At 69.3% G+C, this 13,351-nt stretch carries 12 protein-coding genes; 1 reads left to right on the top strand and 11 read right to left on the bottom strand.

Going from position 1 to position 13,351, the window contains the following annotated elements:
- Window positions 1-179: 179 nt before the first annotated feature.
- From RI578_RS09375 to RI578_RS09340, 8 genes are all read right to left on the bottom strand, one after another.
- Window positions 180-1,280, bottom strand: coding sequence for an FAD-binding oxidoreductase (locus tag RI578_RS09375; protein WP_007389169.1), 1,101 nt, complete (start codon window positions 1,278-1,280; stop codon window positions 180-182).
- Between the two features lie 373 nt (window positions 1,281-1,653).
- On the bottom strand, window positions 1,654-3,975 hold the full coding sequence (locus tag RI578_RS09370) for a hypothetical protein (protein WP_310870679.1): 2,322 nt from the start codon (window positions 3,973-3,975) through the stop codon (window positions 1,654-1,656).
- Window positions 3,976-3,987: 12 nt separating this feature from the next.
- Window positions 3,988-4,338 carry a helix-turn-helix transcriptional regulator gene (locus tag RI578_RS09365; RefSeq protein WP_007389171.1) on the bottom strand — a complete coding sequence of 117 codons (351 nt, stop codon included), beginning with the start codon at window positions 4,336-4,338 and terminating at the stop codon, window positions 3,988-3,990.
- Window positions 4,335-5,504, bottom strand: a complete 1,170-nt coding sequence (locus tag RI578_RS09360; protein WP_399059767.1) for a tyrosine-type recombinase/integrase — start codon at window positions 5,502-5,504, stop codon at window positions 4,335-4,337. Before RI578_RS09360 ends, RI578_RS09365 begins: the two co-directional genes overlap by 4 nt.
- A gap of 148 nt (window positions 5,505-5,652) precedes the next feature.
- On the bottom strand, window positions 5,653-6,333 hold the full coding sequence (locus RI578_RS09355; protein WP_310870678.1) for an NUDIX hydrolase: 681 nt from the start codon (window positions 6,331-6,333) through the stop codon (window positions 5,653-5,655).
- A 110-nt stretch (window positions 6,334-6,443) separates the two neighbouring features.
- The gene (locus RI578_RS09350) at window positions 6,444-8,432 is read right to left on the bottom strand and encodes an ABC transporter ATP-binding protein (protein ID WP_310870677.1); all 1,989 of its coding nucleotides are present in this window, start codon (window positions 8,430-8,432) and stop codon (window positions 6,444-6,446) included.
- On the bottom strand, window positions 8,429-8,854 hold the full coding sequence (locus RI578_RS09345; RefSeq protein ID WP_310870676.1) for an NUDIX domain-containing protein: 426 nt from the start codon (window positions 8,852-8,854) through the stop codon (window positions 8,429-8,431). The genes RI578_RS09350 and RI578_RS09345 overlap by 4 nt, the downstream gene beginning before the upstream one ends.
- Before the next feature lie 213 nt (window positions 8,855-9,067).
- Window positions 9,068-10,276: a hypothetical protein gene (locus RI578_RS09340; RefSeq protein WP_310870675.1), complete on the bottom strand. Its 1,209-nt coding sequence runs from the start codon at window positions 10,274-10,276 to the stop codon at window positions 9,068-9,070.
- 165 nt (window positions 10,277-10,441) lie between these two features.
- On the opposite strand from RI578_RS09340, the gene RI578_RS09335 reads away from it, so the two are divergent.
- Window positions 10,442-10,948, top strand: coding sequence for an NUDIX domain-containing protein (locus RI578_RS09335; protein WP_310870674.1), 507 nt, complete (start codon window positions 10,442-10,444; stop codon window positions 10,946-10,948).
- A gap of 20 nt (window positions 10,949-10,968) precedes the next feature.
- On the opposite strand, the gene RI578_RS09330 is transcribed toward RI578_RS09335, so the two are convergent.
- The 3 genes from RI578_RS09330 to RI578_RS09320 are packed head-to-tail and all read right to left on the bottom strand — an operon-like array spanning window position 10,969 to window position 13,346.
- Complete coding sequence (locus tag RI578_RS09330) at window positions 10,969-11,514, bottom strand: NUDIX hydrolase (RefSeq protein ID WP_053931045.1); 546 nt, start codon at window positions 11,512-11,514, stop codon at window positions 10,969-10,971.
- A complete protein-coding gene (locus RI578_RS09325) occupies window positions 11,511-12,356 on the bottom strand; it encodes a class I SAM-dependent methyltransferase (RefSeq protein WP_097242903.1) in 846 nt (281 codons plus the stop codon). Before RI578_RS09325 ends, RI578_RS09330 begins: the two co-directional genes overlap by 4 nt.
- A gap of 60 nt (window positions 12,357-12,416) precedes the next feature.
- On the bottom strand, window positions 12,417-13,346 hold the full coding sequence (locus RI578_RS09320) for a DUF2797 domain-containing protein (RefSeq protein WP_267081036.1): 930 nt from the start codon (window positions 13,344-13,346) through the stop codon (window positions 12,417-12,419).
- Between the last annotated feature and the right edge of the window lie 5 nt (window positions 13,347-13,351).

Genomic DNA, 13,351 nt, shown 5'->3' with positions numbered 1-13,351 from the left:
CGGCGGCCAAGACTGCCAACCACCACCTGCACCACGATCTCAGTTTGGAACGGAATCCTCTCAGCCCGGAATGGGATTCTCTGCGGCACGGGCGAGGATTCCCGCTTGGTCACGGTCACCCACCACGCGGATGCCAGCGGTGTGCCGCGGCTGAGCAAGGAGCCGATTGGGCGGGGCGTTCAGCGGGGCTGGCCGAGTGCTGCCGCTGGCCACAGGTTCTCCTCGAGTTCTTCGCCCATGGCCGCGCTGGCCAATGCCCGTCCCAGTCGGGGTGCCTGTTTGAACAGGTTGTGTCCGGCGGCGAAGAAGATTCTGTCGGCTTCCCAGACTGCCATGCCGTCTTCGCTCCACGGCAGGCTTGTCACCCAGCAGTGCAGGTACTCCACGGGCTCGGGGTCGAGGCCGGGCAATGCGTGGGAGACATACGCGCGGGCGCGGTCGTTGAGCGCCACCAGTGCACTGGGATCCGCAAAGCTGCCGTCCTCGCGTACCTCGACCGTTTGACTGAGGCCCACCGCGTACCGGCTGTTGCCTGGGTAGGGGGCCGCGTAGACGCCGACCTCGCCGAACTCCCCGCTGCTGTCCTGCAGGCAGGCAACCCGTTCCGGGGGCGCTCCCCTGACCTGGAAGGTGAGGCGGACGTGGGCCGCCGGTTGTACCGGCAGCGAAAGCCCCACGTTGCGCGCAAGCCGCGCGGTGCCCAGGCCCGCGCACACCACGGCCGTTGCGTACTCTTCGCGGCCGGCCGCGCTGAGCACCTCCACCGTGCCGTGGCCCGTTGGATGCAGCGAGATGACCTCGTCGGTGACCACCGAGTCACCCAGCGCGTTGGCCAGGCTCTCGATCGCCACACGGGTGCGGATGGCGCCACCGTCCCCTTCGAGCATCGCGGGACCGTGGTAGTCGGCGAACAGCGGCATACGGGCGTGAAGCTCGGCGTTGTCCACGGTTCGCACCGGTATACCGCCGGCATCCTGCAGAATGCGCAGTCTCTCAGGAACGGGACCGCCCAGTGCGACCACTCCGTCCTGGGAGATCAGTTCGGCGCCCAACCGGTCGGCCCACTCGTCCCAAACGGCCCGGCCCTGCCGGGCGAATTCGACCAGGCGAGCGTCGTCGTGCGCGTGGCGGAATATGCGGGACTGACCACTGGACTGCCCGTGGCCTGGTACGCCGCTTTCGTACACCCGCGCAGTCGTTCCGCGTTCGGCCAGTGCATAGGCGGTGCACAGGCCGACGATGCCAGCCCCTACCACGGCCACCTCGGGAACCCGGTCCATTAGATCGCCTCACTTCGCGTGTCGCCCCCGCGAAACTGTTGGGTGACTGGACCCGGTGAGCGGAGTTGTCACGCTCTCCGTGACGCAACGGCGAAAGCGTGTCCCCTTCAGTCTCACACCGGTCCGAAGTCTGGCAACTGCTCAACCAAGATCACATCCCACTCGTTCACGGCTCCCACTTCCCCTGATGCTGTCCGTCCGCTGACCGAACCCAGCGTTCCCCCTGCTGCCCCGAGCCACCGGCGGACAGCGGCACGACCACCACCTGCCACACCTTCGGCCCATGATGCGACGGCCGGCGGACACCCACGCGTGTCATCCATGGCATTTCTCACCCGGCGTACCGGAAGAAGGTGCGCCCCCGGCGGCCCGTTCACCGGGGGATGACGCCGACACGGTGAGGGTGGGCGGTGTGGACGTACTTCATGGCGGTGGCGATGGAGATGCCGAAGACGCGGACGAGGTGGACGGGGTCGGCGGTGTCGCGGGCCTCGTCAAGCATGCGATCGGTGCGCAGGCCGTTGAGGGTGAGGCCGAGACGCTGGAAGGCCGCGGGGAAGTAGTTGTTGCTGGCGGGGCCGGTGTGGATGACGGTCTGGCGGGTGACGAAGAGGTGGGGGTTGGCGGTGCGGGGCCAGCGCTGGTGGCGGTGGCGGAGCCAAGTGTGCAGGAGGCGGAGGGTGACCTCGTCGAGGTGGACGGTGTGGCGGCTGTGCGGTCGGCGGACGAGGAGCTGGGCGCGAGCCGAGATCACGTCGCCCAGAGTGAGACGGTTGAGGTCGGTGCCGTTGAGGGCGTGGAGGGTGACCAGGGCCAGGGCGAAGCGGATGGCGGGCCGGTCGGTGATGTCGAGGAGTCCGGCGAGGCGGTCAGGGGGCAGCGTTGTGGGCGGGGGTTCGTTGCGGGTGACGCTCAGGCCGCGGGTGGGGTCGGTGAATACGATTTTTGCCTGTTTCAGTGCGCGGAAGATCGAGCGCAGGGCGACGGCGCGTTCGTGAGCGCGGTCGCCCTTGACTGCGGTGACGGCGGCGTGGACGTCGTCGGCGGTGACTTGCCGGAGGGTCTGGTAGCGGCCGGTCCAGTCGGCAAGCGGTGCCCGGAGGTAGGAGAGGTATCGGCGCAGGGTGTGCCACTCGGTGGGCGGCCGGTCGGAGTGGCTGCGCAACCGGCGTGCCCAGGAGGCGAGCTCATCGGCGATCCGGGGCGGATAGCCGGCAATGACCTGTTCCACGAAGGCTTCGACACTGCTTATGGCGGGCCGGGGCTGCGGGAGAAGCAGGCCGCGTTCGGCCAGGAAGGCGTTCAGCGCACGGGGGCGGCAACTGCTTCCGCGGCCGGTGGCGGCGCTGATCGCGCGCAGATCGTATTCGGCGAAAGGATCATGGGTGCCGAGCCAGGTGGCCGCGATTCGCAGGACGTGGGCGGCGGCCTTGCGGGCATGGTTTGTCCAGGCGTGTGCCCGGGCGTGGGCGTCGAAGGTGGCCAGCAGCCGGACGGCCTCCGGCTGCGGCTCGGGAAGGGTGGCCCTGCGCAGAGCGGACCAGTCGCGTTCAGCGGGGAACAGTTTCTGCTGCCCGTACGGCACGACACCGGGCGTGATCACCTCGCTCGGGTGGCTCTGCGCGCTCGTCTTGGCGCGCTTGCGCCCGGGTGGGCAGAGGTTGGTTCGCGCGGCGTGCCGGTTCAACGACTCCTCGGTGAGGCGTAGCTGCCGCCATGACACGTGGTCGTATGCGGGGCCGAGGAGGGCGCGGTGGCGCAAACAGCCGTGGCACCAACCCTCCCGCAACGGCAGGGGACCCCCGCCGCAACGCACACAGTCTCCGACCGGGCGAGCACGAGCGCCCCAGATGTAGCAGCCCCGGCAGAGCCCCTTGTGCCCGCAGCCCCACGCCTGGCACTGCGGGCAACAGATTGGCGCATCGGCACGGGCCCGGTGACGCTCGGCCGTCTGCGACGCGTACGCGTCGCCGCCTGTAGCCAGTAGCCCCGCACGGTCGAGGACTGCGGTCACGATGGGCCGGGATCCGGGCAGCGCCCTGATCAGGCGGCCGTCGATCGGCCAGCCCCCGGCCGCGCGGCTGGCCGCCAGAGCCAGACGCAGCACCCGCAGCGCCAGACTGCGCGAGCGCGCCGCATACGCGTGACCGTCTGTATAGGCGTTCAGTACCTCCATCACCCGGAGTAACTCCGGGAGTTCATCCTCGGGGCGGTCGACGATCGCGGCGGCGTGATCGTGGCGCATCCGGTACGGCGCCGGGGACAGGGCCAGTTGCCCGGACAAGGTGGGTGGGCAGATCCGCGGATCGTCGCGCACCGGGTCAGGGCGCTGCGCACGGGCCCAGGCGGGCGGGTGGTAGCGGCCGTCACTGCGCTGCCGGTACGCGCCGAACGGTGCGGCCGTCAGCGTGACGCCCGGCACGATCAGGGCGAGCTGCGTCACGACCTGCAGCTTCACGGCCGCAGCGGGGTCGTAGTACCAGTCGGCGTCGTGGTCGATGATGACCAGGACGCATGCGCGGCAGAATCCGTCGATGTTGACCCGCCAGTCGCGTCCGCAGCGGCGGCATACGGCTGCGGGATTGTGCCGCTTCGAGCGCCACTGGTGACAGGGAGAGCAGTACGGCGGCTGCGCCAGCCGTCCCCACCCGTTGCAGCCCACGCACTCGTCCGTCCGCGGCTTCGGCTTGCCCATCTACGAAACCGCTCAGTTCGGCGGCAGTGAACGAGGCCGTCCCGTACCGCGCTGCGGCACCGGGCGAGGTCCTGCGCTCCCCGGGCCGTCGTCCCCGACCGCCCGCTCCTGCGACTGCCCCTGCTCCGCGCCGGGTGCCACCCGCTCGACAGGATCAGCCTCCATCAGGTCGCCGACCGTGCAGTTCAGTGCTGCGCACATCTTGTCGAGGTCATCCAGGCGCACGGTGACCGGGATGCCGGACCACAGTGCCGACACTTTCGACAGTGACGGCGTGAACCCGTACTCCGCGAACCGCGGCAGTAGCTCGCTGGGCCGCCAGATGTTCTGCTTGGCGGCGGCCCACCGCAGATTCCACTTCACGACAGACTCCCCGCGTCGACCCTCAAGCGTTGCGTGGCCCGCGCCGACGACTGCCGGCTGGCGACCTCCGGGTCGCCCTGGGCAGACAAAATGTAGCGAACCGTTGTCGTGGTCCACTCGTGCCCCAGCAACTTCTGCACCTCCCACAGGCTCATCCCTCCCTCGTAGCGGTGCGTGGCGCACGCGTGCCGCAGCAGATGCGGGAACAACTGCCGTACCGGGCCGTGCAGGTGGCCGGCCGAGGCCCGCTTCAACGCCTTGCGCAGCGTGGAGGGTGTCACCGCCGGCGCCACCGGCATATTCAGATCCTCGATGCTCCTGGGCAGGCGCTCGGAGGGCCACACAGGCGCCTCGGGATGTTCGGGATCGTCCGCGAACAGACCGCGGACCTCGGAGACGTACCACCACATCAGTGCCCGCCCCTCGGCGAACATGTACGCCTCCCGCGGTCTTGGCCCCGACCCGCGAGCACCCTTGCCCTGCACCAGGAACCGCCCGAACTCCCCGGACTCCCAGTGGAGATCGCACATCTTCATGCCGCACAGCTCGGCCGCCCGCACCCCCGAGATATAGATCATTTTCGACATCACGTAATCGCGGCAGGCCACCGCCTCCTTGCGGGCGTTCGGCAGATCCGACCGCCATGCGGCGAAGAACTCTTTTGTCGCCCGCGCCGATGGCGGCACCCGCAGCCCGAAGTCCCCGCGATGTGCCTGCCGGTTGAACGGATCGATCGGGGACTCGACCATCGCCCCGAACTGCTGGAAGATCTCATGAGCGTAGCGCTGCTCCAGGAACGCGAAGAAGTGGTCGATCTTGTTGAGCTTGGACCGGATCGTCGGCGCCTGCCGCTTGCCCGGCCCCGCGAAGTACGCGTCGACATGCCGCGGGGTCAGCCGCCACGGCACCAACTGGTAGTGGTCGCAGACCTCGATGACCGGCTTCGTCAGCGCGTCCAGCGTCGAGGAGGCAAGCCCCGCCAAGTCACGTGCCCACTGGTATTCCACCAGGGTGTCCATGAAGAATGCCTGCTCGTCCTCCAGCGAGGCGCCACCGGCGTACCGGCGCTGCAGGGAGAGCGCGTCGACCAGGCCCTGATCCCCGCCCCGCACGCCCGAAGACTCATCGAGCACCTCGTCAATGAGCGGCGGGACCAGGGACAGCACGCGAGTCCCGGAATCCGTCACGATCCACGAGGTTACAGGAATTACTCTGAGATTCTGCCAGTAGCACCAGAATTCCAGGGTGTGAGGGCGCGGCCTCATCGCACTCCCCTGACCTGCCGACATGGCGCAACGGTCCGCCGCCGACCGTTCAGGAACCCGCGCGCACTCCAGTTAGCATCGGCAGTGCGCCCCGCGGGCCGGGGTCGGCCACAAGTACGACCCTGCCGTCGGGAACGAAGCACCAAGCCCAGGCTTGCTGCACGGGGAGCCGCTCGGGCACGGGGCCGTGGTTGAGGGGGCTTTCCCACATGGGGCGGTAGCGGACGTGGACGTCATGGTGGTCCAGCGCCGGGACGTCGAGAATGTGCTGGCCGTCGGCGAGGTGCGCGGTGGCGGTGTTCCCCAGCCGGGCACGGTAGGCGGCGAGCATGATCTGCCCGTCCACGGAGCGCAGCCGCTGCACCGCGTCTCGGGTTTCGAAGAAGGCGAACTCAGACAGTTCCTCGCGCGGCAGGCAGATCGCCTCGGCCTGGTCGGCGGTGAGGGTTCCCCCGTCGAAGACGTACCGGACCTCTCCGGGGCAGGACATGCCGGACCGGAGGTCAGCTTGGTGTGACGAGAGTGAGTGGACGGCGAGCACGCCCGTCAGGGGCAGGTTCGACAGGCCCAGTTCCTCGGTGATCTCGCGCCGGCAGGTGTCGTAGGGATGCTCGCCGGGTTCGACGACGCCTCCGGGTAGCAGCCACCTGTCGTCCTCGTGGTAGGTGGGGTGGACCAACAGAACGCGGCCGACCTGGTCGGTGATGATCGCGGCGGCGCCGAGCCACACAGCGTGACGGGTTGCGGCGTACTGCGCTGCTGACAGGACGGACTGCGAGGCAACTCGTGCTGACGGGGGGAGAGAGGAGGACAAATGGCTCTGCCTTTCGATGGGGCTGGTCATGCCTTGTCTGCGACGCGGGGCGAAGCAGGCTTCGGGACGTTCGGGGCCGGGGCGTACTGGGCGGCCTGTGTATCGAACATGGCGGCATATCGGCCACGTGCGGCGATGAGGTCGTCGTGCGTGCCGTGCTCGGCGAGGCGCCCTTGGTTGAGGACGTAGATGTGGTCGGCATGGCGGACGCCGGACATGCGGTGGGTGACCAGGACAACGGCCCGGTGCGGGGCGGCGAGGCGGCGGATGCGGTCGAAGGCAGCGATCTCGGCTTCGGGGTCGAGCGCGGAGGTCGGCTCGTCGACGATGAGGACGCTGTCCTTGTGCGATGTCGAGCTGCGCCAGTGGGTGCGGGCTAGGCCCACCTTCTGCCATTCGCCGCCGGAGAGTTCGATGGCTCCGCGGAACATGCGGCCAAGCATGCTTTCCAGGCCGTTGGGGAGTTTGGCGGTGACGGATCCGGCTCCGGCGTAGTCGACGGACGTCTGCAGGTCATGCGTCGAGGCGTCGTGGCCGGGGCGGCCGATGCGGATGTTCATCGCGGCGGTTACGGGCCAGCGCTGGAAGTCCTGTGTGAGAAGCGAGACGCGGTCGAAGACCTGGGAGCGCTTCAGCCCGGAGACGTCGGACTCGCCCCACCTCACCGACCCGGCGTGAGGGAGGAGCAGACCGGACAGGATCTTCATCAAGGTGCTTTTGCCGGAGCCGTTCTCGCCTACCACGGCGATGACCGACCCCATGGGGAAGGTGAGCGTCACGTCGTCCAGGGCCGGTGCGTCGCGGTCGGGGTACCGGTAGGTGACGTGTTCAAGGGAGACCTGTTTGACCTGGGAGGGGACGGGACTACCGGTCTGGGGGATGGCGCGTTGGGCAGCTTCGACCAGGAACTGTCCGTGATCCCGGACGTAGAGGGACTCTTCGTGCAGCTGGTTGATGTTCATCACCAGGGCACCCAGGCTCGCTGACCCGGTCCGTACCGCGATCACGGCAGTGCCGGCGACGGCGAGGCTCATGTGCCCGGCCATGATCAGCCAGATCATCGTTCCGTAGGTGGCGGCCATCGCCAGCCCGGACAGTGCGGAGGCGACCCATTCGGTGACGGCCTTGCTGGAGGCCAGACGTTCCTGCTCCGCCTCTGCGCTGGCGGCCATGCGCCGGTACCGGTCGAGGAGGAAGGGGCCGACGGCGTGGATGCGCACTTCTTGTGAGGCGGTGCGTTCGGTGAGGAGGTTGCCGATGAGGCGGCTGGCCCGCAGGTGTTCGATCCAGCTCATCATCGACACGTAGCGTTCCTGTGCCACCCGCATGGCGCCCCACCCGCGGGGTGCGGCGATGACCAGCAACATGGGCAGCAGTGCCGGATGCAGGACGGTGAGCACACCGGCCGTGGCGATCAGCGAGATACTGCTGTTCAGCGCGGAGACACAGGCGCCGATCATGCGGCGCGCGGAGGCGGGCCCGTATTGGGCGATGTCGATCAGACGACGGAAGTCCGGGTCGTCGATGGCTTCGAGTTCGACGGCGGTGGCCGCGGCCAGATACTGGGTGGTGGCGATCCGCTCGACCTTTGGCTCCAGGCGGCCGGCCCGAGAGGTCGACCAGCCGGCCAGGACGGAGTTCACCACGGCGACGCCTGCGGCGGCGACCAGTCCCGGCAGCAAGGCGTGCAGCCGCTCGACAGCGTCTCCGCCCCCTAACAGCGCGTGCATGACCGCGTTGATGGCAAGCAGGCCGACCGCGGCGGCGATGCCCTGGCCGAGTTCGCTGATCGCCACTGCCACGAGCGCGCGGCGATCCGCGCTCCAGGCCATCCGCAGGGCAGCGCCGACGAGTCTGGGCATCTGGCGCAGAGCTGATCGCATGGTCAAGTCCAGGCCCGCATGCTCATGTTGGGACCAGCCCATGTCGTAGCGCAACGGCCCGCCGAAGAGTTCGCGTTCTGCCTCGGATACCTGGGGCTCCGCCATGCGGACCTTGCCGAAGAATCGCTTCACTCGCTGCCTCCCTGCATCGGCCAGTTCAGAGCCCGGCAGGACGGGCCGTGAGTGGTCATGTGGACGATGGAGGTGGTGTACGGGTGGCAGTCCGGCGGGGGCTTCTCCATTGACCCCCAGAACATGCCCTTGTGCTTGTCCGTCTCGGCGTTGTGCGGCTCGCCCGCCCACGACTGGGCGGCGAAGGCGGCGGTGATCCGATCCGGGCCGTCCGCGGATTCATGGTGGTCAATGAGGCCGCAGAACTCCTGTTGATCGACGCTGATGCCGACCCCCGTCTCTTCTTCCGCTTCGCGCCATGCGGCGTGGTTGAGCGGTTCGCCGGCGGCGCGGTCGGAGGCGAGGGGAAGGCTGACGCCCGAGGAGGCAGCGGTGTCTTCGAACGCAGGATGAACGAGCGCAGGGCAGCGTACGGGATGCATGTGAGCTCCTCGGGGCGGATGCGGACAGGTGATCGGGTAACGGCGGGTCTGCTGTCGCCGTAACGGGTGGACGCGGGCGAAATCTGGAACTTGTTTTCGAATAGAGGGTCCTCTCCTTATGTGGCCGGATGGGGCGGGTTGTGATGCTGTGTTCGATCGCTCATGTGGGTTGCGGTACCTCTTGCGGGGGATTGCCTGGGGCTGCCTGGTCGGTCATGGCGTGGCGAGGTCCGGGCGGAGGGCGATGGCGTCGCGAAGGAAGCTGCGTTTCGAGTAGAAGGTGTGCTCGGCCGCCCAGCCGTGACTGGCGAGGTAAGCGCAGAGCCAGACGTTGATCCGCTTCATCTCGATGAGGACCTCGTCCTGGTTGTGGTCGAGGATGCTGCGCGAGCGGAGATACTCCAGCTCGCACTGGGAAAGCACCACATCGGGGGCCGCCAGGAGGGAGCAGCGGTCGAAGAAGATGCCGTAGACGTGTCCGGTGCGCATCGACTCGCACTGGATGTCGTAGCGGACGCGCTGGAAGGGCGGCATGGCCCGGACCTGGAGGCCCAGGTCTTCGCGCAGGAACGCCTCGAAGCGGTCGGGAGTGATGTCGAGGCCAGGGGTGAGTTCTTCGCGGCGGGCGAAGGCGTCCTGGGCGAACCACTTCCGCTTGAGCACGTGCCCGGCGGTGACGGTGGGGATGAAGGAGGCGTAGCCGATCTCGGGCTCGGGGCCGGTGACGTCGAACAGATGGTTCTCGGTGTGGTGGATCTGGAACTCTTCCCGGTACTCCGGACGGCAGCCCATCAGCCTGCCGTCGCGCAGTGCCTTGAGCAGTTCCATGGACGCGGCCCAGATGTTCGGTGCCGGGTCCAGGGTGTACTTGAACTCCAGCTCGGTGCCGGCAAAGTGCTTGCGGAAGTACCGCAGGTGATTGTTGAGCGCCGTACTCGACTCGGCGTGTGCCGTCAGCATGGGCTCGAGCCAGCGCAGTTCCTCGACCGGGCCGTGGCCGACTGGTTCTCGGGTAGTGCGGACGAAGCAGGCGTCCTCAGGGTGGAAGCGGATCTGCGCGTACACGTGGTAGCCCCCGCCGGGGTGTTCGGCCAGGTAGCACAGCGGCACCAGGCTGGAGGTAGCCTCGGTGCCGACCAAGCCGCGCAGGGCGGGGCCGGCGAGGGCGTCGGGGAACAGTGCGCCGCCGTGGATCCGGGCCGCCCCGAGCCGGGTGCCGCCGGGGTGCAGTGCTTCGGCTAAGCAGGGCCCCAGCGCGTTCCAGCGGACGACCACGGTGGTTGCCGGCCTGCACACCTCTTGCGGTGGCACCCGTACGAGCACGATCGGCTCGTCTGGTCGCCGAGGCGCGCTGCGGTTGAGGAGGTGGACGCCTCCCAGGACGACCCAGGCCCCCCGGTCCGAGGGCTGCTCATCGTGCACGCTGGACTCCTTCGTGTGAAGCGGACGCCACGGGTGATCGCCCTGCAGCCCGAAGGGGCCACCGGGTCGGCTGCACACCCCCGGATGACTGCCTGCTCGTCGCTGCGACGTCCGGCCAGTTCGTCGGCCTAGGGTGGACGGGTGAGTCATGGTGAAGTCGGTCAGATGATCTTGGACGAGGCTGTTGCTGATGCCCGCCTCGCCGCATGGGAGTTCGACGGTGCACGGGCCTGGCTGGAGGAAGCCCGCCGGCATCGGATGGAGCCGTTGGCGGCTGAGGTGTGGGTCACCGACCCTGCTTTCGAGCACGTCCTGCTGGTCAAGCACCGGGTGCGCGGATGGGTGCCGCCCGGCGGCAAGGTGGAGCCGGGCGAGGCGCCGCGTGCGGCGGCGGCACGAGAGCTGCTGGAGGAAACCGGCCTGCGCTGCGAGCTGCTGCCCGAGCCCGCAGCCGTGGCGGTGCGTTCCTACCGGGCCGACTGGTCTCCGACGCTGGGCCTGTCCTATGCCGCGGTCGTCGGACGCGACGCACGGCTCGCCGGGGAGCAGAACCAGCCGGCGGCATGGTTCCGTCTGGACGCCGACTGGGACAGCGTCTTCCCCGAGGACCGTGAGCGGATCCGTGCGCACGCTCGCCGCCTTGCGGCCGGCCGGGCGGTCGGCTCCCGCTGAGGTAGGCCCTTGGTCGCCGTTCACAGGACGGCCTCGATCCGATCGAGGTCGGCCGAGGGCAGGGTGACGAGCTCAAGGTCGTGCAAGAAACGGCACCACACCGGCTCCAGGCCGAGTTCTTGCTCGAACTCCTCACGGTCTAGGCACCCATTGGCGTACGCGGCGGTCCGCAGCGCGTGCTGCTGCAGCTGGTCGGGGTGGATCCACCGAGGGGCGCGGACCTCCCGGGGCGAGGGGCACAGCGGCCCGGAGACCTCGGCCTGGAAGATCCACCAGTGGTGGCCGACCGGGCCGCTGGGCGTGCGGCGGCAGTGGTTGGGCCGCCACTGGTCCAGCAGCAGGTGCAGGTGGGTGACGGTGAGACCGACCTCTTCGGTGACCTCGTTGCGGGCGGTCTGTTCGGGGCCGCCGTGTTCATCGATGTGGCCGGCGACCGGGGCGATTCCGGCCGGAGGGGTCGCCCGCTCGAACACCAGCAGGCCCCTCGGGGAGGAGATCAGTACCCCGACGCTTGCGTGGTCACATAGGCGGATCCTGCCCCCGGGAGCCGGGACTGCCGGGTTCATGCGGCGGCCTCCGGCTGTTGGGCGGCGATGACGAGCCAGCTCGTCACGGCCACGGCATCGGGGGTGGTCATGGCATAGGCGGTGTCGAGGATCTGCATCCGCTGGGCGTGGGTGAAGTCGCCCTCGGGCCGCGCGAAGACGGGGATGGACAGCCACGCCTTCTTCTCGGCCATGGTGCTGTGCTGGGCGGTGACCTCTGTGCCGACGACCGTCAGTCCCGCCGTGGTCAGCTGCGCGGTGACTGTCTCCAGTGGCAGCTTCGGCGGCCTGTCGGCGTCGCGAGGCGGTGGGGTGTATCCGTGGGCCTCAGCGGCGACTTGGCGGATGAGGGCGTTGAGGGATGGCCCGGTGCGGGCGGACAGTTCGTCGGGGTGCCGGACGCCGGCGAAGCCGCCGCCGATGTTGAAGACGAAGTGCCCGCCCGGGCGCAGGATGTGCGCGACGGCCGCGAACACTGCGGCGGTGTCGGTCTTCCAGATCGCGGAGTTGCACACCACGGCATCGGCGCTGCCAGCGTGGAGGTGGTCGGCGATCCGTTCGGCCGGGGAGGTGATCCAGGCCAGGCGGGCGTCGGTCAGGGTGCGGCGACCGACACGCTGCATCGCGGCGGCGTTGTCGACGGAGACGACCCGGGCGCGGGAGGGGATGAGGTCGAGGATCGCGCGGGCGGTCGCGCCGGCGCCGCCGCACAGGTCGACCACCAGGCTGGCGTTGGCCAGATGGCCTCGGCGGGCGAGGTCGCGGCTGGTCGCGTCGTACATGGGGTGGTCGCGGGTGAAGGCGTTGTACGCCTCGGCGTTGCTGTCCTCGTCCCAGCCGAGGATGGCGTCCTGGGGTGCCATGTTGCTGTGGCCTCGCTTCTCGGGGCGGCCCGGCAGTGCAGGCCGGGCGTTCAGACAGGGTCAAAAGAGCGCGGACTGTACGGCGGCGGGCGGTGAGGAGAACTGTGCGCCGAGGACGATGCGGCGGCCCTTGAGGGTGCCAAGGCCGAGCAGGCAGGGCAGTTGTTCACCGTCGTCGTCGAGGGTGGCGAGGACTTGGGAGCCGAGGCAGGAGAGCACCGTCAGCCCGTGTTCACCGGAGCGTGGGTCGTGCGGGTACAAGGCGCGCCCGGTCTCCGGCGTCCGCAGCAGGTCGCCTTCGCCGGGCGGCGTCCACGGCTCCGGTGTGGCCGGGACGTTCAGGCCGCTCAGGGCCTCGGTGGCGCGGTCGAGGTGCTGCTGGTGCGCGGCGTGGGCCGGGGCGAGGTCGCGCAGCTCGGCCAGGGCCGTCAGTTTGGCCGCGGCCCGCACGGTCTGCGTCAGGCCGAGGCGGCGGGTGAGGGCATCCTCCAGGAATCGCACGTCGCGGCCGTCAGCACTCCGGACGAGGTAGGTAGCGATCAGGGCACCCTGTTCGTCGAGGCGGGAGCGCTTACGGGGTTCGGCCGCGGTGCCGATTTTGGTGGTGCCGTCGGCGAACGTCGCCAGGTACAGCCAGTGCGGCTGGGCCATGTACGCCGCCAGGGCGTCGGGAACGTGCCCGCCGGAATGGAAGCGGTGGGCGAAGCGGAAGTCGTCCCGCCCGGAGCAGGCCGCGCACTGGCCGCCGGCCTCGGCCGGGGCCCGGTCAGGGCAGGCGACCGCCTCGACGCGGACGCGGTCGGCGAACCGGTACCGGCCGGTGCACCACCGGCCGCTACCGCTCACCTGGTAACCCAGGCGCCTGCCCATGACCGGGGCGTAGACAAGTTGCCCGCGGGTCACGGGGGCGAGCAAAAGGCGGGGGTCTCCGCTCGCCCAGGTGATGCCGTGGCAGACGTATGTCCCGCTGGTGGGCAGGGCCTGGTCCATGGTGC

It is taken from the genome of Streptomyces sp. BB1-1-1 (assembly GCF_031597775.1).
Lineage (GTDB): Bacteria > Actinomycetota > Actinomycetes > Streptomycetales > Streptomycetaceae > Streptomyces > Streptomyces thinghirensis.
Note: the sequence above shows the minus strand (reverse complement) of the source record. Positions and strands in the feature narration are given on the sequence as shown.

Excerpts from the sequence above, each read along its gene's own strand:
- RI578_RS09325 (WP_097242903.1), bottom strand. The coding sequence starts at position 12,356 with ATGGCACCCCAGGACGCCATCCTCGGCTGGGACGAGGACAGCAACGCC.
- RI578_RS09370 (WP_310870679.1), bottom strand. The coding sequence starts at position 3,975 with ATGGGCAAGCCGAAGCCGCGGACGGACGAGTGCGTGGGCTGCAACGGG.
- RI578_RS09345 (WP_310870676.1), bottom strand. The coding sequence starts at position 8,854 with ATGCATCCCGTACGCTGCCCTGCGCTCGTTCATCCTGCGTTCGAAGAC.
- RI578_RS09320 (WP_267081036.1), bottom strand. The coding sequence starts at position 13,346 with ATGGACCAGGCCCTGCCCACCAGCGGGACATACGTCTGCCACGGCATC.
- RI578_RS09375 (WP_007389169.1), bottom strand. The coding sequence starts at position 1,280 with ATGGACCGGGTTCCCGAGGTGGCCGTGGTAGGGGCTGGCATCGTCGGC.
- RI578_RS09330 (WP_053931045.1), bottom strand. The coding sequence starts at position 11,514 with ATGAACCCGGCAGTCCCGGCTCCCGGGGGCAGGATCCGCCTATGTGAC.
- RI578_RS09335 (WP_310870674.1), top strand. The coding sequence starts at position 10,442 with ATGATCTTGGACGAGGCTGTTGCTGATGCCCGCCTCGCCGCATGGGAG.